At 31.3% G+C, this 23144-nt stretch carries 18 protein-coding genes and 1 riboswitch; of the genes, 1 reads left to right on the top strand and 17 read right to left on the bottom strand.

Annotated features, from left to right (window positions below):
* Positions 1 to 18: 18 nt before the first annotated feature.
* The 16 genes from J2Z44_RS09430 to J2Z44_RS09355 all read right to left on the bottom strand — a co-directional run bounded on the left by J2Z44_RS09430 (position 19) and on the right by J2Z44_RS09355 (position 19648).
* Entirely contained in the window at positions 19 to 1236 is a 1218-nt protein-coding gene (locus tag J2Z44_RS09430; protein WP_209649521.1) for a bifunctional 3,4-dihydroxy-2-butanone-4-phosphate synthase/GTP cyclohydrolase II, read from the bottom strand.
* An 18-nt stretch (positions 1237 to 1254) separates the two neighbouring features.
* Entirely contained in the window at positions 1255 to 1905 is a 651-nt protein-coding gene (locus tag J2Z44_RS09425; protein WP_209649520.1) for a riboflavin synthase, read from the bottom strand.
* Positions 1906 to 2075: 170 nt separating this feature from the next.
* Positions 2076 to 3173 carry a bifunctional diaminohydroxyphosphoribosylaminopyrimidine deaminase/5-amino-6-(5-phosphoribosylamino)uracil reductase RibD gene (gene ribD / locus J2Z44_RS09420; protein WP_021284572.1) on the bottom strand — a complete coding sequence of 366 codons (1098 nt, stop codon included), beginning with the start codon at positions 3171 to 3173 and terminating at the stop codon, positions 2076 to 2078.
* A gap of 208 nt (positions 3174 to 3381) precedes the next feature.
* Positions 3382 to 3495: riboswitch (FMN riboswitch) on the bottom strand.
* A gap of 255 nt (positions 3496 to 3750) precedes the next feature.
* Positions 3751 to 5067 (bottom strand): B12-binding domain-containing radical SAM protein, encoded by a 1317-nt coding sequence (locus J2Z44_RS09415; protein WP_021284571.1) that lies wholly within the window; start codon positions 5065 to 5067, stop codon positions 3751 to 3753.
* Positions 5068 to 5081: 14 nt separating this feature from the next.
* Positions 5082 to 6443 carry a B12-binding domain-containing radical SAM protein gene (locus tag J2Z44_RS09410; protein WP_021284570.1) on the bottom strand — a complete coding sequence of 454 codons (1362 nt, stop codon included), beginning with the start codon at positions 6441 to 6443 and terminating at the stop codon, positions 5082 to 5084.
* A 178-nt stretch (positions 6444 to 6621) separates the two neighbouring features.
* On the bottom strand, positions 6622 to 8124 hold the full coding sequence (locus J2Z44_RS09405; RefSeq protein ID WP_342591496.1) for a B12-binding domain-containing radical SAM protein: 1503 nt from the start codon (positions 8122 to 8124) through the stop codon (positions 6622 to 6624).
* Between the two features lies 1 nt (position 8125).
* On the bottom strand, positions 8126 to 8770 hold the full coding sequence (locus tag J2Z44_RS09400) for a class I SAM-dependent methyltransferase (RefSeq protein ID WP_021284567.1): 645 nt from the start codon (positions 8768 to 8770) through the stop codon (positions 8126 to 8128).
* A gap of 91 nt (positions 8771 to 8861) precedes the next feature.
* A complete protein-coding gene (locus tag J2Z44_RS09395) occupies positions 8862 to 10148 on the bottom strand; it encodes a B12-binding domain-containing radical SAM protein (protein ID WP_021284566.1) in 1287 nt (428 codons plus the stop codon).
* Positions 10149 to 10369: 221 nt separating this feature from the next.
* On the bottom strand, positions 10370 to 11476 hold the full coding sequence (locus J2Z44_RS09390; protein ID WP_152513278.1) for a GNAT family N-acetyltransferase: 1107 nt from the start codon (positions 11474 to 11476) through the stop codon (positions 10370 to 10372).
* Between the two features lie 101 nt (positions 11477 to 11577).
* Positions 11578 to 12567 (bottom strand): GNAT family N-acetyltransferase, encoded by a 990-nt coding sequence (locus J2Z44_RS09385; RefSeq protein WP_021284564.1) that lies wholly within the window; start codon positions 12565 to 12567, stop codon positions 11578 to 11580.
* A 664-nt stretch (positions 12568 to 13231) separates the two neighbouring features.
* The gene (locus J2Z44_RS09380) at positions 13232 to 14740 is read right to left on the bottom strand and encodes a sensor histidine kinase (protein WP_021284563.1); all 1509 of its coding nucleotides are present in this window, start codon (positions 14738 to 14740) and stop codon (positions 13232 to 13234) included.
* 53 nt (positions 14741 to 14793) lie between these two features.
* The gene (locus J2Z44_RS09375) at positions 14794 to 15489 is read right to left on the bottom strand and encodes a response regulator transcription factor (RefSeq protein ID WP_021284562.1); all 696 of its coding nucleotides are present in this window, start codon (positions 15487 to 15489) and stop codon (positions 14794 to 14796) included.
* Entirely contained in the window at positions 15435 to 16106 is a 672-nt protein-coding gene (locus J2Z44_RS09370) for a phosphatase PAP2 family protein (protein WP_021284561.1), read from the bottom strand. Before J2Z44_RS09370 ends, J2Z44_RS09375 begins: the two co-directional genes overlap by 55 nt.
* Positions 16107 to 16120: 14 nt before the next feature.
* Positions 16121 to 17314 carry a glycosyltransferase family 4 protein gene (locus J2Z44_RS09365; RefSeq protein ID WP_021284560.1) on the bottom strand — a complete coding sequence of 398 codons (1194 nt, stop codon included), beginning with the start codon at positions 17312 to 17314 and terminating at the stop codon, positions 16121 to 16123.
* A 371-nt stretch (positions 17315 to 17685) separates the two neighbouring features.
* Positions 17686 to 18582 (bottom strand): DMT family transporter, encoded by an 897-nt coding sequence (locus J2Z44_RS09360; RefSeq protein WP_021284559.1) that lies wholly within the window; start codon positions 18580 to 18582, stop codon positions 17686 to 17688.
* A 13-nt stretch (positions 18583 to 18595) separates the two neighbouring features.
* Positions 18596 to 19648 (bottom strand): NADH:flavin oxidoreductase, encoded by a 1053-nt coding sequence (locus J2Z44_RS09355; RefSeq protein WP_021284558.1) that lies wholly within the window; start codon positions 19646 to 19648, stop codon positions 18596 to 18598.
* A gap of 737 nt (positions 19649 to 20385) precedes the next feature.
* On the opposite strand from J2Z44_RS09355, the gene J2Z44_RS09350 reads away from it, so the two are divergent.
* Positions 20386 to 21297: a GGDEF domain-containing protein gene (locus J2Z44_RS09350; RefSeq protein ID WP_021284557.1), complete on the top strand. Its 912-nt coding sequence runs from the start codon at positions 20386 to 20388 to the stop codon at positions 21295 to 21297.
* Between the two features lie 195 nt (positions 21298 to 21492).
* Here J2Z44_RS09350 and J2Z44_RS09345 read toward each other — a convergent pair whose 3' ends face one another.
* On the bottom strand, positions 21493 to 22911 hold the full coding sequence (locus J2Z44_RS09345) for a sensor histidine kinase (protein WP_209649519.1): 1419 nt from the start codon (positions 22909 to 22911) through the stop codon (positions 21493 to 21495).
* Between the last annotated feature and the right edge of the window lie 233 nt (positions 22912 to 23144).

Below are 23144 nucleotides of genomic sequence, written 5' to 3'. Positions count from 1 at the left end.
CTAATTCCTCCTTACAATTTATTGTTCTATACTCTCATTAAAATCTAGCATATGCCCTAGTTTTTCTTTTTTAGTTTTTAAATAATACTCGTTTCTTTCATTATGATTCATTTGAATAGGCTTTCTTTCAACTATTTCTATGCCATAACCAGTAAGACCAGCCATTTTCTTTGGATTATTAGTCATAAGCTTAACCTTCTTGACTCCTAAATCTACCAAGATTTGAGCTCCTATACCATAATCTCTAAGGTCAGCTGCAAAACCTAATGCTAAGTTAGCTTCCACTGTATCCATTCCTTGGTCTTGAAGGGCATAGGCTTTTATTTTGCTAATTAAACCTATACCTCTTCCCTCTTGCCTCATGTAGAGAATTATTCCTCTTCCCTCTTTTTCAACCTCCATCATAGCAGCTGCAAGTTGTTGCCCACAGTCGCATCTTAGGGATCCAAAGGCATCCCCAGTAAGGCACTCAGAGTGCACTCTCATTAATACTGGCTCTACATCCCCTACATCACCTTTTACTAAAGCCACATGATGTTCTCCTGTTAAAGTACTTTCATAGCCAATCATTTTAAATTCACCATACTTTGCTGGAAGCTTACATTCTGCCATTCTCTTTATGTACACCTCAGTTTGTCTTCTGTAGGCAATCAAATCAGCTATAGTTATAATTTTCAGATCATGCTTTTTCACATATTCCATAAGTTCTGGAGTTCTTGCCATAGTTCCATCTTCACTCATTATTTCACATATAACCCCTGCAGGATAAAGCCCTGCAAGCCTTGCTAAATCCACTGCTGCTTCTGTATGCCCTGCTCTTTTTAAAACTCCGCCCTCTTTAGCTTCTAAAGGAAATATATGTCCTGGTCTTTTAAAATCTTTAGGCAAGGTATTCTTATCTAAAACCTTTTTTATTGTGGCTGCTCTTTCAAAAGCTGATATTCCTGTGGTAGTTTCCATTGCATCAATTGAAACAGTAAAGGCTGTATGATGGGAATCTGTATTTTCATTTACCATTGGATAGATGTCTAGTTCTTTAAGTCTTTCTCCAATTACAGGCATACAAATTAATCCTCTTCCAAAGGTAGCCATAAAATTTATTGCTTCTGGAGTTACTTTCTCTGCTGCCATAAGAAGATCGCCCTCATTTTCCCTATCTTCATCATCAATAACTACAACCATTTTTCCAGCTTTAATATCCTCAATAGCCTCCTCGATAGTGTTAAACTTACTCATCTTTCATTCCTCCTAATACTACGCAAAACCATGCTCACTTAAAAAATTAAAATCTATACCTTTATCTACAGGTGCTTGTTCTTTTCCACCTAAAAACTTCTCCACATACTTACCTAGAACATCACACTCTAAATTCACCACAGCCCCCACTTTTTTCCTCAAAAGTGTTGTCATGTCCTTAGTATGTGGAATAATAGATACTTTAAACACATTATCATCTACATAAGCCACAGTAAGACTTACTCCATCAATAGCAATAGAACCCTTTTGCACTATATACTTTAAAATTTCTTTTGAAGCGCTAATAGTAATCCAAACTGCATTATCTTCTTTTTCATAGGATGAAATTGTCCCCATGCCATCTATATGCCCTGTAACAATATGTCCACCTAGTCTATCTCCTACTCTTAAAGCCCTTTCTAAGTTCACTTCTTCACCTATTTGAAAATTGCTTAAATTACTTCTTCTCATAGTTTCTGCCATAGCATCTACTGTAAACTTATTACCTCCAAAGGATGTTACTGTAAGACATACTCCATTTGTGCAAATACTATCTCCTAGTTTTACTCCTTCTAGCACTGTAGAAGCTTTAATAGCTATTCTTGCTGACTTTGTTGATTTAGAAATACTCTCAACTATTCCTATCTCTTCTACTAATCCTGTAAACAATTAACTTATTCCTCCTTTCTGCTTATGGATAATTAACAAATTGAATCTAATAAATCGCTTTATTTAAGACTGATTTAATAGAACTCTTTTTGTTAACTAGAAGTTTATTCTTTTAAAATTATCACCTAAAATATCAGGGATAGTTTTCCCTCCAAAATTTAATTAGATTTTTAAAACTTATTTATATAACCTTCTATCATTATGTCTTCACCAAAGTTCTTTACTTTAATGTGGTTAAGAGTTATAGCTTCTTTCATTAACTCTCGACCCTCTCCTCCCACTGGAGTTTTAGCATTTTCTCCACCTATAATTTTGGGGGCAATAAATGCATGTACCTTGTCTACAATCCCCTCTTCTAAAGCAGAGTAATTCAGCATGCTACCACCCTCTAAAAGAACACTATCTATTTTCAATTCTCCAAGAGCCCTCATTAGATAGCCTAAGTCTACCTTTTCATTTTTTATAGGAGTAATTATGATTTCTGCACCTTTTTCCTTTAACTTCTTTAGTTTGTCTTCACTTGCTCCTTCAGTAGTGGCAATTATAGTCTTTGCATTGGAAGAAAGATTTAATACCTTTGCTTCTAAAGGAATTTTTGCTAAGGTATCTACAATTATTCTTACTGGATCCCTTGCGTTTATGCCTTCTAGTCTGGTAGTTAGCATTGGATCATCAGCAATAATAGTTCCTACTCCCACCATAATTCCTGATAACCTTTGTCTTAATTCATGTACATATTTTCTTGAAACATCTCCTGTAACCCACTTTGAATCTCCAGTATAGGTGGCAATTTTACCATCTAAGGTCATAGCAGTTTTCAATAGACAAAAGGGAATATTTGTTGTTATATACTTTAAGAAAACTTCATTTAGTTCTCTACCTTCCTCCTCTAAAACCCCAGCTATTACTTCTATTCCTGCCTCTTGCAAAATTTTTATACCTCTTCCGCTGACTAAAGGATTAGGATCTTTTAACCCTATAACAACCTTTTTAATTCCTTGTTCAACAATTGCTTTTGCACAAGGTGGGGTTTTTCCGTAGTGAGAACAAGGCTCTAAAGTTACATACATAGTAGCCCCTTGAACATCTTTCTTAGCATTTTTAAAAGCATTTACCTCTGCATGATTTCCTCCATAAACCTGATGATAGCCCTCTCCAATTATCTCTCCATCCTTTACTATTACTGCTCCTACTAAGGGATTAGGACTGGTAAAACCAATACCCTTTTTAGCAAGCTCAAGAGCTCTTTTCATATACTGAATATCCAATGTATTCACACCCTTTTCCTACTTGGTATAATATTTTATTTCCTAGTATGCACCATTTAGGGCAATTTAAAAGCCCTGAGATTTTATTCTCAGGGCTGAAATTCCTTATACTTTAGTAATACTATAGCCTAAAATACACAAACTATACTCAATTTAAGCTGACTTAAATTGAATTTATAGTAAGTTTATATATACTTCTATAATACTTTAGTTTCTTCTTTCATCCAGACTTTACTGTCGGCTTCGGAGTTACACCGAATCTGCCTTACGGCTCGCGGGCTATACCGCCGGTGGGGACTTACACCCCGCCCTGAAGATTTATTAAGTTATGATTAATTTAACAAATCAAATATATCACTAGAAAATTTGCCAGTCAATAGGAAATTTCCTTTTAAGTGTAAACTTTTTTCAGTTTATTTTATAAATAGTTAATTTAAAATTTCCTAAGAATGAACTTTAAAACTCCACATTAAAGTAAATATATATTATTACTATAAGTGAGTTTTACTGAATTTTCGTCACAATCTCATCTGGATTAATTGTAATTTTATTATTTTACCAAAACCTTAATCTTAGATTAAATGATATTAGGAGTAATTCTTCTCTTTATTTGATATCTATAATAAAGATTAACTGACAAATAGAATAAAAAGGTTAGAGGTCTTTTAAAGAATTCAGAGTGGAATATAGTTCTCTCTAAGATACTTCTCATTGTAAAAACATCATTGTATAAATCCCAATAGGCCTTTGTCAGTTCCTGAGGTGTCATATTTTTAGGTACATGAACTGCTTCTGTTCCATTGTAGGAATACATATCATGATTACAAATTCTATTCTCTTTTATCATATCTTCATAAAACTTTGTTCCCGGAATTGGGGTTAAGATATAAAATCTTGGTACCACAATCTTATTTTCTCTTATAAAATCACCTGTAGCCTTAATGGATTCTAAGGTATCCCCTTCTGCCCCCACCACCATCTCTGTGGATATATCTATTCCTGCCTTCTGGATCTTTTTAATTAGCCTTGGATATTCCTTTGGATTTTCCCAAGCCTTGTTCATGCTATTTAAGCTTTCTTTGCTTATGCTCTCTAGTCCAAAACTCAAAGCAATACACCCACTTTTAGCCACCGCCTTTAAAAGATCTTCATCCTCTCCAATTTTTACAGAACATTGGGATAGCCATTGCATATTTAACTTTTCTATCTCCCTGCAAAGCTCTAGCATATAATCTCTGTCAGAAAGGATATTATCATCTAGCAAAAGAAACTTTTTAAACCCTAATTCCTTAACCTTTTTTATATCTCTAATAACATCATTAATTTCTCTTCTATGGTATCTAGTTTTATAAAGACAATAAACAGAACAAAAACTACAAGCATTTGGGCATCCTCTGCCAGCTTGTACAGGAAGAAAATCGCCAATATTCTTATTTAGAATTAAGTCATATCTAGGAATAGGAGTTTCAAGCTTTGTAAGTTCCTTTTTATAAAACTCCTTAAGCTCACCTTTTTCATAGTCCTTAAGCAATTCCTCCCAAACCGGCTCTGCATCTCCAACTACTACTGCATCACAGTACTTTTTAGCTTCCTCCGGCATTAGACTCACCATATATCCACCTAGAATCACGGTTTTTCCTCTCTTTTTAAATTCCTTAGCAATATCTAAAGTTCTAACCACCGCATGTCCCATACTACTTATCGCAACAATATCTGCATCAGAATCAAAATCAACTTGTTCAATGGTTTCTAAAATTATTTTCACTTCATATTCTTTCGGAGTAAGAGCTGCAAGAAGGGGAAGCGCTAATCCCACAAAGTATAGTTTTTTCTTTTTAATAAGCTTTCCCTCATTATCATAAGGTGTTGGTTGAATTAGTAATATCTTTTTCATTTGCCTTCCCCCTTCTAAGCCTTGAACATCAGATTCAAGTAAGTTTTAACTACTCCAAAAGAGCCTCTTCCCATTCTAAACACTGTACCAACTCCAAATCTTTTTATCATATAAGAGGTGCTATTCATTCTCACATTTACATAAAGTACAAATCTTAAAAGCTCAAAGTAATATCTTCTTAGAGACATTTTAGAAGGCTTTATAGTCACTTTACCAAAGCTCCAAGCCTCATATTCCATTGGATTATAAATAAGCCTTTCTTCATACTTCTTGTACATTGGCAAGTTAGGAAAAGGAGTTAAAGGACTAAATGTAGATATCTCAGGCCTTAACTTTTTCACATATTTTTTCAAGCTCTTAAAATCCTCTAGATCCCAATCTGGGTGAAGCATAAAGGAAGCCCAAACATCAATACCCAACTGTTTTAATATCTCACTAGCCTTAATATTATCCTCTACAGTGGATTTTTTTCTATAATTTTCTAACTCTTCATTCTTAAAGGTTTCATATCCTACAAGTACAGCTTTAAGTCCATTGTCCTTCAATCGACTTATAGTATGAGGATGCGATAATACACTATGAACACTGCCATAGCATATAAAGTTTTTAGTTATACCTTCTCTCTCTAGTAAATCACAAAACTTTTCAAGCCTTTCTTCATTGTTTAGAAAATCATTATCACATATCATAACTGAAGGCTCTTCTATTTCCTTTAATTGATTAATTATTAACTGTAAATCAATATCTTCCTCCCTAGCCCCTTCAATTCTCCATCTTAAGCAAAAGTCACAACTTTTACTGCAACCTAAGGAGGTTTGCATTATAGCACAAGGTTTATACCCTAAATAGCTATAATAACTTCTGTACTTCTTAGTTGAGTTTCTATCTGGAACCATGTACTCATTTCTACCCTTAGCTTCTGCACCTTCAAAATCAAGCACCCTACTACAAACTCCCTCTATAGGTCCCATTTCTCCTTTAGATAAAAGTTCCATTAACTTTTTTAAATTATCTGTAGTAGTAAACTTGAAAACATGATCCACATGTTGTGTGAAAAAACTTTCAGGACTTAAATATGCCTGAGTTCCTCCAACAAAGGTTATAACCTTTGGATTTAAGACTTTTACTTCTCTAGCCAGTTTTAATACATTATCTACATCTATGCAAAGAGAAGTAATTCCCACCATATCAGGATTAAACTCTTTAAATTTCTTATGAAAGTCTTCGCCCTGAACCATAAGATCTAGAATTTCAACCCTATGCTGTTCTTTTAAAATCTTATATATGCACTGAAGACCTAAAGGCTCACAGAACATCATCTCTCCTAGTGTAACTGCCTGTTTAATTCTTGGAGGCCGAACAAGTAAAATTTTCATTTAATCAACCTTCCTCTGTTATTTCATTATATAAATGAATTTTATTTTAGTTTTCTACATCTTTATTGTTTTGTAAATCTTATCATTGCCATAATCCAACGACTTTCTTTTAATAACTTTTATAATTAAACTATTTATTGTTTGAATTATTTATTTACAATATGAACTTAATTTTATGCTATTTTCCTCTAACAATCTTTATAAAATATTGAAGAGATATACTAGAACTGCCAAAAGATAGCTTTAGGCTTTGAAAAAATCCATACCTTCTAACAATGTAGAATATATTTGAAGGAGACATAATAATTTTGTAATAAAGCTTAATAATGTTATAGTAATAGCTTCTAATTGACATTTTTGAAGGCTCTACTGTTAAATGGGCTAAATCCCACTTTTCATGCTCTTCTCTTTTAACAATTAACTTATCTTTATATTCTTCAAACAGTTCAGTCCCAGGAAGAGGGGTAAAGGGCTGAAGGTTCACAAATCTTATTTTTAACTTTCTTACCCACTGATATAATCTATAAAAGTCTTCTTTTCCCCAGTCAATTCCAAGTATCAAAGTTGCATAACACTCAATGCCATACTTTTGAAGGATTTTTACAGCCCTCTCATTAAATTCCACTTGGGACTTTTTATTATATTTCAATAATTCTTCTTCACTAGCAGACTCCAGCCCCACAATGCAAGCTCTTAACCCTACTTCTGAGAGTTCTCTAATTACATCTTCATTTTGCGCTATAAAATCTGCCCTTCCATAGACTAAAAACCTTTTTTTAATACCATAGCTCTTTAGCAATTGTGCAAACATAAGCAATCTTTCTCTATTGAAAAGAAAATCATCATCTACAATATAAATTTCTTCTTCCTCAATGCCTTTAAGTTCCTCCATGATATCCTCTAACTCTCTAGCAAAATATTTCCCATCTGTAATATTTCTGCAAAAACAAAAGCTACACTTATAAGGACATCCATAGGAGGTTTTAATAAGAGCACATGGATTATGAAACATATAATAGTACTTGTTCCTATATTTGCTTACACTTTTTCTATCTGGATGTTTCCACTTAAACTCCAAAGCTTTCAGCACAACTTCACCACCATAAGTCCCTGGTAGGTTAGTTACTCCATATACGCACCCTTCCTGGTTCTCATTTTGTTTTTCATTTTCCCCTTCCACTTCAAACTTTCCATTTAAAGTTTCCATAAATTCATTTCTAATATCTTGTCCTTTATTTTTCTTTATATTATTTTTTAATAAATTATCCTTTGCTTTAACTTCATCTAAAAACTCAATAATGTTAATAAAGGTTTCAATGCCATTAGCTCTAATTATATAGTCAATATGTTCATATAAAAAATCTTCTGGTACTACCTCAGCATGAACTCCACCTACTACTACCTTTATATCCTTACATATTCCTTTTATTGCTTTTCCATAATTCTTAATTATATTTACATGGGAAATGTACCCTGTTATTCCCACAATATCGGGCTTGCAACTTTTAATATAATACTCCAAAGGCCTTTTTTCTAAAATCATATCTAAAATTTCCACTTTGTGTCCCAAAGGACTTATATTTGCTACCAAATACTCTAATTCCAATGGTTCACAAATCATCACACTTTGCAGCCCTATAGTTTCTTTAGGTGGCTTTGGTCTGATAAGTAATATATTCAAGCTACTTCCTCCTCAACTTAAATAAAACTATAGACGGCATATATGGTTTTTCTCTTATGAGAATTTCTTCTTCTAAAATGAAATGCCCCTTTGTAAGTTCTTTAATTTCTTTAGGACTTAAATAACTTGCTTTAGTTGTGGTAAACTTCACAATAAACATGGCTATTTTGTCATAGAAGCTTTTTTCCGAGGCTTGGGCTAAAAGTACATACCCTTCTTCTTCTAATAAATCATAGAACTTTTCAATAGTGCCCTTCTTATCTTTATAATAAGGAAAGGAATGGGTGCAAGTTATAACACTAAATTTCTTTTTAGCGTTATAACCTTCAATTGAAGAATTGGTATAATTGATTGTAATGGAGTTTCTCCTTGCCTCTTCTACCATAGCTTTTGAATAATCTAAACCTTCTAGGTAAGAAATCTCCCCCTTAAACTTTTCCCATATTTCTCTAGTGAGTTGGCCCGTTCCGCAGCCTACATCCAAGAGGTTTATCATTTTACCTTCTTCAGATTGGCCATTTTTCTCTCCCTTATAGCTTAAAATATCTTTTATTTCCTTTAATACTGCTTTTCTTGTTGGTCCTAAGGAATACTTCTGAACCCATAACCTTTCATACCTTGATGCCCAAAAATCCCAAATACTCATCATATTCCTCCCATATTGTTAATCTTTGCTATCTGATCACTAAATTAATTTATTAGGTTGACCTTATTTCACTTAATGGCTGTGAATTCCTTCACCTACCTAAAATTATTAATTTTAAGCTGTTCAAGTAAATCTTTAGCTGCATAGTATAAAAATAATAGTAATACTTACTAACACTAAGATTTCTTGGCTTAACTAAAAGATGAAGAAAATCCATGTGGTCATAGTTTTTAAATCTCAACTCCTGTTTATGCTTTTCATAAAGCTCTGTACCTGGAAGTGGCGTATATATGGAAAAAGTACATAACTTTAACCCTACACTTTTAATCCACTTATATAACTTATTAAAATCTTCTTTCTTATAATCAATATGAGTTACAAATAACCCCACGCATTGAATTCCACTTTCATTTAAAAGTTCTACACATTTTTTATTTACATTGCTATCCGTACCCTTAGTGAATTCCTTAAGGGTTAAGTCCTCCACGGCTTCTAAGCCTACAATTACTTGCTTTATGCCTATTTCCTTCATCACTGAAAGTAAATCCTTATTTTCAACGATAAAATCTGCTCTTGAATATACTATGAAGTTCTTTTTAATATCATGACTCTTTAAAATTTCATTAAAGTCAATTAATCGCCTTCTAGAAATTAGAAAGGTATCATCAATAATCCAAATATTTTTACAATTAATATTTTTTATTTCCTCAACTACACTTTCTAAGGTTCTTTGAGTATAAGCTCCCCCATTTAAAAGCCTACAATAACAAAAGTTACAAGCATAAGGACATCCATAAGAGGTTTTTACCATGGCATACGCTCCTAAATTTAAATATTTAAAGCTTTTTTTATTCTTATAAAAAAAACTTCTATCGGGAGCCATCAATTCTTCCGGACTAAAAACCTCTCTTCCATTAGTTATCCATTCATCATAGAAACTTTTGTAGCATATGCCTTTTATATTCTGGAAGAAACTTTTGTCAAACTTATAGGTTATAAGAGCTTCTAAGGGCTTGAAGCCACCAGAATAACAAACTATATCTACCCCTTCACTAAAAAAGTCTTTATAATTAACTTCTGCATGAACTCCACCTACAATGATTAACACTTCAGGATTTATTTTTTTCATTTCAATGCTATGAGCGAGGATAGTAGTTACATTATTTAAATATCCAGACATAATTACAATCTGTGGCTTCTCTTCAATGAAAACATTGAGAGTGTTTTTTTTACTTATTATTTCATCTTGAATAAAATATTTTAGCCCACTTTTCTCCAAAATAGTTGCCATATACTCTAATTCTAAAGGTTCCACTACAATTGGCTGAAGAAAATTATATGCACTTTTAGCTCTAGTTCTAACAAGCATTATTTTCATGTAAATACTCCTTAACAAAAAATCATAATCATATATTTAAATATCTTTATTTTATACAGGAATAACTCTCACGTCCAAAATTGTTCATAAAAATTCTAAACTATGGTTTAACTTATAAGAAATTCAATTAATAATCTCTTGAAACTTTTGAAGTTTAATAAATTGAATTTTGCCATAGAAGCCTATAGAGAAAATTTTATTTGCATCTAAAGGCTAAAGACTTACCTAGAAATAGTTTTACATCTTTCCACCTGTATCTCGTACACATTGAATTTTTTATATTCCTGAAAGTCAAAGGTGAGCCCACAGTTTACTGAAGGAAAATTATAATCCAGTATCCAGCTTGACTCGCATAACTTATATCTATTTTTTGTTAATTCATAACATTTTTTCAAAAGCCCAAAGGTAACTCCAGTATTTCTATATTTAGAAAGCACTCCAAGTTCCACAATCTTAACCTTCTCAATACTATGCGACATAAACTTGTTTTTTAGCACCGTTGAAACTCCAAAGGATTTATAAGGAGCTACAAGCTCATGGAAATCAGGATACCATAAGAGGAATCCTATTGGCTCTTTATCTTTGTAAGCAAAAATAAGATTCTCGCCTTTAATTAAATAGGATAAATCCTTAAACAGCTCAAAATCCATAGTACTTTCCCTATGGTAGTAAAATTTATGTTCCTTAAAAATCTCATTATTTAACCTTGTATATATTTCAATTTCATTTTTCAAATCACTGATATTCATAATTCTAAAGGAATAGTTTCGATTAACTCTTTCAAGAACTTTATCTACTTTTTCCATGCTAAAGGTACTTAAATCCTTTAATAAGGAAGTCAAAACCACTTTATTGTGAGGGTAACCTTCAAAAATTTTTAAGTAGAACTCAGGATTATATGAAGATCCAAAACTTTGAGGACTTTGAAAATCACTACTTAAGATTCCAAGTCCATAATTAACATGACCATTCATTCCAATAAGAACCTTAGGTACATCCATTTCTCTTGCCTTTTCAATGGCATAATCTATTAAAACCCTTCCCGCCTCTTCATACCCCTCTTTACATTCAAAGAAGGCAATTTGAACATATTCACAAAAGTTTTTCTCATGAATTAAAAGTGCTGAAGAGTAAATTTCTCCATGTTCTTCAACTAATAGAGGTTCAATCATAGCACCTTTTGAAAAAGTAGTTTTCTTAAACAGCATATCCTTTAAGGTTAACTGCTCTGAATTCTTAAAATAGGGATTATTTTTGTATAGGCTTTTCCGAAAGTCTAACATTTGATTTTTCAGTGTTTTATTATTACAATTTATAATTTTCATCATAATCCCCTTCCATTGTTAAAGTAACTGTGGATTCCTTAGTTCTTACAAAATTAAGATCACATTTTAATTGCTATGAAAGTAACTATTTCTATTCATCTATGTTAATCAGAATTCTCTTTAAACACATGATAGTTCTCTAGGTTGTATCTGTAACTAAATAAAGGCACAACATGCTGAATCACCCTATTTAATAATCTACTAGAGCTATGAACATACAGATACTTCTCCTCTAGTCTGCATCCTAACCTGAGCTTAGCATCTTCAGCAGTTTGTCCCATCTTTACCTGCTTTGCACCACTTTTAATTGCCATGGAAATAATGTGATAAAGCATATTAAAATATAAGCTATGCTCCTTATTTAAATCATAATTTATTCCTCCAAATAAAAAGTAGAAAACATCCTCTTCTTTAAAGGTTTGAACAAAACCTACAGGCTTTTCTCCTAAACTGAATACAGTGGTATCAGCTCCATTTTTCTTGAAAAAGTGAATTGGAAGCTTTTCTAGCTTAAAGTTAGATTTAAAATACACATTTTCATATAATCTGTAAAGCTCCTCACTAAATTCCTCGTTGTACTCCAGAGTTTCTACCCTTAAAATTTTACCTTGTTTTTTAACCTTATTATATCTATATCTATGGGTACCCTTCATGGATTTCAAATACTCTCCAAAGTTAACCCATGGAAGGTTCATAATACAGTCCGGTAAAGTTTGTCCTCTTTTTAAGCTATGAAGCTTATCACTACTATTTAATATTATCTTCATTCCCTTTATAGCCTCCAGCACCTTTAAAATAACCTTTTCATCATCACAAAAGTAGCCTGGGGCTGAAACTGAAGCAGGAATTCCGATTACCGTAACAGGTATTTCTAACTTTAATTTACTATAAGTAAATACATTAAGCTTTAATTTATAGGAAACAAAACAATACTTCCTTCCTTCTTCCCCAGTCACTAAATAGTATTTAGCCTCACAGGGATTGGTTTCCTCAAGTAATCTTAAATATTTTCTTTTTAAAAATGGGTGGTTTTCAACCATACATTCCCATTCCTCGTCAATGAGTTCTACACTATTAAAAATTTTTATATCCATACTTCTCCCATATAAAAATATATGTCTACCTAAAATTTTCACCCTTACAATTAAAATACAAGATTGGTCACACCTAAAATTTATGATTAGCTATAATCTAGATGATTTATAACATAACTACACAGCTTTTAAGAATGAATTAATAATAAGTTGACTACTTTAAATCCCGTGATGACCTTAAAATTTTCTTCATAATTACTAAGGTGTATTTATTAGTAGAACATACATACTTTAAACAAGTTTATACTTACTAGTAAAATTTAATTTTATGAGTTTTTACCTTGTTCTTTTTATACCTACTTAAAAGATATAAGATAAATTAATCTATAATTAAACTTTTTTGTTAAATTGATTTAATAACTATTAATTTTATTCTATCACATATATATTAAATATAAATCCTATGTAGAATTGAAAATTATATAATAATTATTTCTTAATTATTTTTAGTAACAATACTACTATTTTAAACTTCCCCAAATTATTTGCTAAATCATACTATCCATACTATACATAACATATCTATTTAGATTTACAGCAAGCTAATGAGGAAAACAGCTTTATATAAAACTCATAAGAACCTTTATGTTATTTCAACTTGAATACATTTTATAAGCAGTATTAAACTTTTATGACAAAAAAAACAGAAGTCAAAAGACTTCTGTTATTGTTCATCATTGATTATTCTAAATCTTACATTAAAACTTACATAGCCATTTTTATATTTTGCTTCAATCCAACCTCCTTGAAGCTGTACAATACTTTTTGCTATTGCAAGTCCAAGACCGCTTCCACCTGTATCTGAGGACCTAGATTTTTCTGCCCTATAAAATCTATCGAAGATTTTCTCCAAATCTTCTTCAGTTAAATTGTCACACTTATTTTGTACACTTACCACTGCCACATCTCTTTCCTTAGTAAGAATTACTTTTATTTCTCCTGGCTTAATGCTATACCTTATAGCATTTATTAGTAGATTTTCAAATACTCTTACAGTTTTTGCAGGATCAATATTAACTACTACTTTTTCATTAATAAATTCTTCAGTAATAACAACATCACTTTCTTCACTAATAGGACTAAGTTCGTCAATAAGCTGATCAAGAAGTCCATTTAATGCAATATTTTGCTTATCAATCCCCACCTCACTACCACTTAGCTTAGTGTACTCAAACAAATCATTTATTAGCACTTCAAGTTTTTCAGTCTTATTGTAGGCAATATTTACAAATTCATCTAGCTGTTCTTTTTCTTTATATTTATTTTCCTTTATAAGCCCTAGATACCCTTTAATAGAGGTTAGTGGAGTTCTAAGGTCATGAGATACATTTGTTATTAATTCACTCTTTGTTCTCTCAGCTTTTCTTTCATTATCAATTCTTTTTTTTAACTGTTGAGCCATGAAATTTATATTATTTGCCAAAGAACTAACTTCATCTTCCCCAACAATTTGAATTCTATGATCTAGGTTTCCTTTAGAAATTTCAATTAGTCCGTGAGATACTTCTTCCACATATCTCATCTTTTTATTAGTTATAAAATAAAAAGATAAGAGAAAGGTTAATAAAGCTGCAATATCTCCAGACATAGGGTCAGAATTCATTTCATATACTATTTGTCCTTCAGGAATTCCGCTTACAATTACGTACCCCTTGCTGTCAGTAAAATTAATCGGATAAAAGCTTATATATTCCTTACCCTCACTTACTCTAGCCTCTTCCCTATCCCTTGATCCTTCCATAGCATTCTTTATAGTTGAATATATATCTACTTGGGTTTCATTGGCATTGTTAGATTTATATAAAACTTTTCCATCTAAATCAGAAATTATAGTTTTTAAATTTCTATTTTGAGAAAAATTACTCAGTGCTTGTTCTATTGCTACCTTATCACCTATACTAATTTTTAGATTAGTTATATGGTCTACTATATTACTCGCTTGATTTACAATTCTATCAGTACTACCAGTGTAATCTATTCTAGCGTATCTACTTCTGTCCCTAAAAAAATCATCTGTTATACTCCCAACAATAGTTGATAACAAAAGGCATATTCCAAATATTGTTACCAGTTCCAGCCTAATACTCTTCCTAATCTTGCTCCAAGCCATATGCCATAAATTTGTTATAGGGGAAAACAACTTTCTTATAAACTTAGGACATCTAATTTTCACCTTTTTAGTCCATCCTTTCACAATTGATTTACCTTTATCTTTAGTGCTTAATATTAATTTTCTATTTTATAGCCAACACCCCATACAGTTTTTATAAACCTTGGCTTTCTTGGATTATCTTCAATCTTTTCTCTTATTTTTCGTATATGAACCATCACAGTGTTATCTGATTCATAAAACTCCTCTTTCCATACCATAGAGTATATCTTTTCAATACTAAAAACTATGTTCTTATTTTTACCTAAAAGATAAAGTATTTCAAACTCCCTAGGGGTTAGTTTTATCTCCTTATCTCCTACTCTAACTTCATGAGTATTAGTGTTAATGATCAAATCTTCTATTTCAATAATTTCTTCCTTTTTATCAATTGCTGTATTAAGTCTTTTATATCTGCGAAGCTGAGATTTTACCCTTGCTAGTAATTCAAGTGGGTTAAAAGGCTTTGTCACGTAGTCATCAGCCCCAGTTGTAAGTCCCATAATCTTATCCATATCTTCTGACTTTGCAGAGAGCATAATTATGGGCATGTTCTTGTCTTCTCTAATTTTCATACAAGCCTCTATTCCATCCATAGTAGGCATCATTACATCAAGAATTATTAAATCTACTTCCTCTTTATTCAGTAGATTAAGTGCCTCAACTCCATTACCGGCCTTTAAAACTTTATAGTTATCATTAGCTAGATAAATCCCAACTAAGTCTCTAATTTCCTTTTCATCGTCCACCACCAAGATGGTTTCTTTATCCATAACATACACCTCTCAATCTTAAGTTTTTCTATAATTTTATAGGTTAACTTAGCAAACATAACTCCAAAAACTACATCTAAAATAACATGTTGCTTTACAAGTAGTGTAGACAAAATAACAATCCACGCTGTTGCACTTATAGCATTTTTTACCTTCTGATTGTTGCTACCACTCTTCCTCATACCTATTATCATAGCATAACTAGTTAAAACATGTATGCTTGGAAAACAATTATACGGATTATCTGAATTATAGACAATTCTAACAACCTTAGTTAGAATATCCTCATCTATTAATTCTGGCCTTGGTACAGTGGTTTGAAAGAAAAAATATACCCCGTAGCACAAAATCATACCCAAAACTAAGGTACTTAAGGTTTTATAATACGCATCTTTATAGTAAAAGCAAAAATATACTAAGGTTAACACTATAAATGGATACCATAACATATAGGGTATAATAAACACTTTTGAAAATGGTATTGCTTTATCTAAGTCAGTGACAAGAGAATAAACTCCTCTAGTAGAATTATTTAAAAGACCATAAAAAATATTTGTAAGAGGAATTAAAATCATTAGCATCAGCGGCAATAAATTATCCTTAAACTTCTTTATCATAACTTTCTATCTCCTTAGTAATGAACTCCTGAGGCTCTTGCTTGTCTCTGGGTAATAACACCATAGTTTAATGCTTTATAATACAAGTCTAAAACCCTTTTTGCAAAAGTTTCACTAGAATATTCCTTTGAAGCACTAGATGCTTTACAACTTAATTCCTTTCTCAACTCATTATTCAGTAAAATTTCACTGGAGTACAACATAAATTCCCAAGAATTCTTATAGGAAAAACCATTACTTCCCTGAACAATAACCCCATCTACAACTTTATCATATCTACAAACTACCGGGCATCCACAGCTCAAGGCCTCAATATAGGTTAGACCCTGAGTTTCGCTAGTAGAAGCTGTAACAAACAAATCTGCTATTTTATAATACTTGTAAACTTCCGTTGGGTCTACCATACCTGTAAAAATTACAGAGTCCACAAGTCCTTTTTCTGCTACCAACACCTTCAAATCCTCAAGATGGGGTCCTCCCCCTAAAATTAATAATTTTGCGTTATGAACTCTTTCTAGAACTTGTTCAAAGTTAACTATGACTTCATCAATATTTTTCTCTTCAGCTATTCTCCCAACATATGCCATAATTCTATTATCTTTGTTTAGCCCCAAGTTAAAAAGAAGTTCTTCTTTTTCCTCTTCAGTAACTATTCTTTGAAATTTGCTTAAATCAATACCAGTGGGAATTATATTAATAGTACTGTGAATCCCATAGTCTATTAGCGCCTGCTTAGTTTTGTCTGTAGGCGCTATAACTTCATCCACAGAATCCAATATAAACCTTGTAACTTTCGCTGCTCCACCTTTTCTTAATACTTTTCCCCCTAAAATATAACCTAAATAATCCTCATACATAGTATGGTAAGTATGAATTTGGGGAATGTTTAATTTCCTAGCTATATGCTTTGCTACCAACATAGTAGAAAATTCGGTTTGAGAGTGAATAACCTCTGGTTCCCATTTTAAAATTTCCTTTATAATACTGTAATGAAAAGGTGTTTTAATTCTTGCATCAGGATAAACATTAATCTTAAAAGATTTTAAATAATATATGTCTCCATCAACTCTTTCTTCCCCTGTGTGAGATAAAGTAAGAATTCTAACATCATGTCCCATAGCTTTAAGTTCTTTATATAAATTATTTGTGGAAATCACAACTCCATTTATCATTGGATAGAATGCATCAGTAGTTAATAGTATTTTCACCTTAAAAACCCTCCTACAACAAAACCATATAATACCATAAAATATTTAATAAATTTATTTCCTATTTTTTCATTTTACACTATTAATTATAGAGGTTACTCCTTAAAAAAATTATACTATAAATCTTAAAAATTTCTTAAGATTTATATCTTGTTTAAATCCAACAAATCACTCCTTTGTTGTTAATATGAACTAGCTAATTAGAATTAACAATGGAAATTTTCAAATACATTAAGTAGCCTTCACTTCACTTTCAAAAGTTTAGAATTCCTATATAATAAAAAACGCCCGCTAAAAAGCGGACATTTTTGCTATAGCCTCATAAGTACTTAATTTATATAAATGCTTATTATTTAATTTACATTATTACTCTACAAGAATAACAAGGATACCCCGACTAAAGATATAACCGCTCCTGCAATTTCTCTTGGCAATACTTTTTCCTTAAAGATGAAAATAGCTGCTGGTATTACTAGAATTGGAGTTATTGAAGTTATAGTAGACACTATACCCGTTGGTGCATATTGAACTGCTAGTAAAGATAAGGAAACTCCTATAAATGGTCCAAAGAAGGAACCAACAGAAATACGCTTAATAGCTTCCTTATGTTTTATGGCAACTCTCAATTCACCCCATCTTTTCCATACTGTTATAACAGCAGAAAATCCAATAATAGCCGCTATAATTCTAATTTGAGTTGCAGCAAAAGGATTGTAAGAACCCATTCCAAATTTACTAAAAACTAATCCAAAAGCCTGTCCTAAAGCTCCAATAAAAGCATATAACATCCCTTTAGCAGAATGGTTAAATTTAACTTTTTTATCCTCAGGGTTTTTACTAAAAATCACTACTATAATTCCTCCCATGGTTATAAACATTCCAACAAGGCCAAGCAGTGATATTTTTTCTCCCATTAAGATAAATCCTGTCAAGGCAGTTATAGGAGGTACTGAAGACATAATTAACATGGATACACGAGAGCCAATTTCCACATAAGCTTGAAATAAGAACAAATCTCCTATTACAAAACCTATAATCCCAGAAATAGTCAACCAAATCCAAGCAGTTCCTGAAGCATCTAAGGGTAAAATCATTCCTCTAGTGAACAAATTAAATACAGAAAGCAATATAAAGGCAATTACTAATCTAATTAAGTTTACCGCTAAGGAACCAACCTTTTTTCCTGCTGATTCAAAAGCAACGGCAGTAACTGTCCAGCATAGAGCAGTACCAAAAGCGGCTACTATGCCTAAGTTTAATCCATTCATTGTAATTCCCCCATTAAACTGCTTTTCTTCCCGGACAATGCCTTCCATTCTTAAACCATAGACATTTTTGGCACTTTAAGCATGGCGATGGTGTCATACTACTCTCAGCTTTTTTTACCCAATTAGGATCAACTAAATGTCCTCTTCCTACAGCTACAAAATCAGCTAACTTATTTTCTATAATGTAACCAGCCTGTTCTGGCGTTCTTATACCATTTACCACAATTACAGGTATTTTAACTTCTTTTTTAATTTCAGTACCACAATACACTATCCAGTTGTAAGGAAAATCCTTTGGTGGCTCTGGAATACTTTCTCCTGTAATTCCAGCAGATACGTGAAGTAAGTCTACTCCTTTAGATTCAAGTGCTTTAGCTATTTCAATTCCCTCAGTAAGTGTTGGGGCGTTACCTCCCATTCTGTAACCTAGAATAAAATCTTCTCCAACTTCTGCTTTTATCATTTCCACAATCTCAAGAGCAAACCTCATTCTATTTTCTATAGTTCCACCATATTCATCATTTCTTTTATTTGTTATTGGTGACATAAATTGATCAATTAAATATCCATGAGCACCATGTAATTCTATTCCATGGAACCCTGCTTTTTTTACTCTTAAAGCAGCTTTAAGAAAACTCTGTTGAACTCTTTTAATTTCATCCATAGTCATCTCTCTTGCTACAGTTCCATCTTTATCATAATCTGAAGGTGCTATAGGTAAATCCACCACATTCTTAGGACTTTTAAGTCCAGCATGATGAATTTGAACTAGTGAAATTACATCATTATTATGAAAATTTTCTGCAATTGGCTTTAAGCACTCTATAAACTCGTCTGACCAAATTCCCATTTGATCACTCGATAATCTACCATCTTTTTCTACAGCGTGAGCCTCTAATACTACAACTCCTGCTCCACCTTCAGCAAAAGCTTTATAGTGATTAATATTATCTTCTGTAGCAAAACCATCTTCTCCTGTAAAACTAAAACACACCATTGGCGGAACCACTATTCTGTTTTTAGCCTTCCAATTTTTTATCATCATTGAATTAAACATATTAGTCATTTTATCCCTCCATATTTTATAAGTATACATATAAAAATATTTATATTAAAATACTATAGTTGAAAAATCACAAACTATATTTCACTATAGGTAATTTTAACAACCCCTCTGCTGGATATTATACTTTAATCCTTTATTTTAGTACACAGTTTAGAATCAAATTTATAACTAATTTTATTATTTTATATTTAATTCATATTTTCATTTCTGCTTAATTAATTTAATGTGATCCCAGTTACATATTTTGCTTAAAAACTTCTAATCCTCCTAGTGGATAATAACCGTGTTACAAATCACTTAATAATTGTTATGTCTTTTTAAAATTCATCCATGAATTTTATTATAATTAGTTGCTACATTAGTCTAATTTAATTACCTGTTCCGAATAAAGAATCAATGCACAAAACCATTTTTCATGAAAACTAACGCTTGAGTTGTTCATTTAGATTAGTAAAATAATTCTATTAGTTTTGCATTATACTTGTGCTATAATAAATATGATATAAAACAGTTAAGTTTGCTCCTTATATTTTCTTTGCTGTGACCTTTTAATATAGATTCAAGCTGTTCTATATCAATCTTATAAATAATAAGCAACATGTTTTATAAATAAAGCCCTTTATGACATAGCTTTATTTTATTTATCTAAAGAATCTTAATCAAAGTTAAGCACTTGCTTATAAGCTTCCATCACTTAATTAATATATAATAATAAATCAATTTTACATAAAAAGGATGTGATTAAAATTAGTGTATTAGAGACTATAAAAGAAAGACTCAGTATTTTTACTAATTTATACGACACAATAAGAGTAATTGATCCTGAAAAAAAACAGGTTATTGCCACTTCCGCTACTGATGATGAGGGGTTGAATAGCACATGTTACTGTTATTGGAAAAAACATAATGTATGCACTAATTGCGTATCCATTAAAGCTATAAAAGAAAATAATACCTTCATGAAAATAGAAACTAAAGATAATAAAGTCTTTCTTACTACGGCTAGCCCAGTAGTCCTTGATGATAAAACTTACATAGTTGAACTTTTAAAAGATATTACCCATGAACATATTGCAATAAAGCCTGAAAATACACCTGCTGAATCTATAGATAGCTTACTTTTAAGTATCACAGATGAATTAGTAACAGATTCTCTTACTAAAGTTTATAATAGAAGATTTATAGATTCTACTTTGTCCTTAGATATAGGGGAAGGCTTAATTAATAAAAAACCTTTATCCATAATATTAAGTGATATTGACAATTTTAAAGAAATAAATGATACTTATGGTCATATTGCAGGTGACTTCATATTAAAAGAGTTCTCAAAACTTATATCTGATTCTATCAGAAAAACCACAGATTGGATTGCTCGATATGGTGGTGAAGAATTTTTAATAGTCTTAAGAAATACCAAAGGTGTAGAGGCCTTTGCAGTGGCTGAAAAGCTGAGAAAATTAGTTGAAAAAAATGAATTTGTTTTTGAAGGAAATGTTATCCACATAACCGCTAGCTTTGGTATATGTTACTTAGAGAAGTTTGACAATATAGAACCTAGCACGTTTATAAACTGTGCTGATAAAAACCTATATGCAGCAAAAGAAGATGGTAGAAATAAAGTGGTTATGGATTTTTATAAAGAGATATAAAAACATAAAAAAAGTGAAGATAAAATAATCTTCACTTTTTGTACAATAACCTTCTATAGATATTATGCTTACTCTTACTACATAAAACTCTTATTTATTCTTTCACAAGTTCAGAGAAAGGATTATCATTTCAGTATAACTTATATATTATCATCATTCTTCTAAAAAATACGACTTAATATTCCGTTTAAAAATTTAGGAGTAAATATCTGAAAACTCTATATTAACTCTTTGAACATGGCTTTCTGCTACAGCCTCATAATCTATAACATCCATGTTATCTTCTACTAAAGTAATAGGAAGTATTATTATAAATTCGGTGCCATTTCCATATTCACTTTCTACTTTTATGGTACCACCATGCATTTCAACAAAAGACTTAGCTATAGATAACCCAAGTCCACTGCCCTCATGATTCCTGCAAAGGGACTTATCAACTTGAATAAACCTACCAAACACAGAGTCAAGCTTTTCCTTTGGTATTCCTATTCCATCATCCTTTACCACAATCTTTATGTCTGACTCTCCATCATAAACATTTATCTGTATATTTCCATTTGGATTAGTAAATTTAATGGCATTAGAAAGTAAATTAAGCATAATTCTTTCTATTTTATCTGGATCACAAGCAATAATTTTTTCTTCTATTTCTGTATCAAATTGAATTTTAATCCCCTTATTTTCTGCAAACTCCACTACCGATAGGGAAATATCTTCTACTATAGGAATAATGTCATGATTTTTGAGACTTACGGTAAAATACCCTGCATCTATTTTTGTCATATCAATTAAATTATTTATTAGTCTAAGAAGTCTATAGCAATTTTGTTTCAGAGTTTTAACTCTCTTTTTTAAAGATTCATCTTTAATTAAAATCTCTTTCTGTTCTCTCTCTATTAGCTGTAGAGTTCCAAATATTATGGTTAAGGGAGTCCTTAATTCATGAGATAAGTTAGCAAAAAAATCACTTCTAAGCCTATCAATCTCTATTGCTTCCTTAAGTTTCCTCTTTTCCTCGTTCACCTTTTTCTCTAATCTTTCAAGTTTTTTGTGCTCTGTGAGATCTCTTAAAGTGTTTAGCACAGCAACTGTTCCATCTACATTTATAGGATTTGAAAAGGTTTCTACCTCCACTACCTCTCCATTTGCCTTTGTGATTATATTTTCTACTAAAGGTTTAAAATTTGATTCATTTAAAACATCATCTATACGCTGATCTCCAATTAAATCTACATTAAGTTTTACAAAATCGCTAACTGATTTTCCAATAATTTGTTCAGGATTTTTTACATTAAAAAATTTTGCCCCTTCGCCATTTGTATATATAAACTTTAGTTTTTTATGAATAAAAACGGGGTTAGGTAATGCCTCTAAAGCTTGTTCAAACATTTTACTTTTGTCTTTTATTCTTTTTATATTATTATAAACTTTTTTCACCATAATAATTTGTAGCATTGCGGAAGCTATAAGTAAAATAATAACTATACTTAATATATAAAAATTAACCTTTATTTCCTTTACTAGAAATACAATGAAAAAACAACATATACTGGAATTTATAACGTTTCCTAAAATAACTAAACTAAGCAATTTATTTTCTCTTAAACTTAACATTTCCTTATTATCCCCCCCAACCCAAAACTTAATTATGATTTAAAGTTATATCTAACATGGGTTTATAAATAATATTTTATCCTAAATCACTACCAAAATTCAACAACTTTTGATATATTATTCATATTTTTCATTAATCTCATATTTCGCTGAATGAATTTCATTCAGCGATTATTTTTTTATTGATCGTTTTTTTTTTGGATTATTTTAATTAATTAACCTTAATATTCCAA

It is taken from the genome of Clostridium punense, assembly GCF_017874425.1.
In the GTDB taxonomy this organism is placed as follows: domain Bacteria; phylum Bacillota; class Clostridia; order Clostridiales; family Clostridiaceae; genus Clostridium_J; species Clostridium_J punense.
This window is presented reverse-complemented; position numbering and strand designations above follow the sequence as displayed.

Coding starts and splice junctions, on each gene's coding strand:
- J2Z44_RS09430 (WP_209649521.1), bottom strand. CDS start 1,236: ATGAGTAAGTTTAACACTATCGAGGAGGCTATTGAGGATATTAAAGCT.
- J2Z44_RS09415 (WP_021284571.1), bottom strand. CDS start 5,067: ATGAAAAAGATATTACTAATTCAACCAACACCTTATGATAATGAGGGA.
- J2Z44_RS09410 (WP_021284570.1), bottom strand. CDS start 6,443: ATGAAAATTTTACTTGTTCGGCCTCCAAGAATTAAACAGGCAGTTACA.
- J2Z44_RS09400 (WP_021284567.1), bottom strand. CDS start 8,770: ATGAGTATTTGGGATTTTTGGGCATCAAGGTATGAAAGGTTATGGGTT.
- J2Z44_RS09395 (WP_021284566.1), bottom strand. CDS start 10,148: ATGAAAATAATGCTTGTTAGAACTAGAGCTAAAAGTGCATATAATTTT.
- J2Z44_RS09390 (WP_152513278.1), bottom strand. CDS start 11,476: ATGATGAAAATTATAAATTGTAATAATAAAACACTGAAAAATCAAATG.
- J2Z44_RS09385 (WP_021284564.1), bottom strand. CDS start 12,567: ATGGATATAAAAATTTTTAATAGTGTAGAACTCATTGACGAGGAATGG.
- J2Z44_RS09375 (WP_021284562.1), bottom strand. CDS start 15,489: ATGGATAAAGAAACCATCTTGGTGGTGGACGATGAAAAGGAAATTAGA.
- J2Z44_RS09370 (WP_021284561.1), bottom strand. CDS start 16,106: ATGATAAAGAAGTTTAAGGATAATTTATTGCCGCTGATGCTAATGATT.
- J2Z44_RS09360 (WP_021284559.1), bottom strand. CDS start 18,582: ATGAATGGATTAAACTTAGGCATAGTAGCCGCTTTTGGTACTGCTCTA.
- J2Z44_RS09355 (WP_021284558.1), bottom strand. CDS start 19,648: ATGACTAATATGTTTAATTCAATGATGATAAAAAATTGGAAGGCTAAA.
- J2Z44_RS09345 (WP_209649519.1), bottom strand. CDS start 22,911: ATGTTAAGTTTAAGAGAAAATAAATTGCTTAGTTTAGTTATTTTAGGA.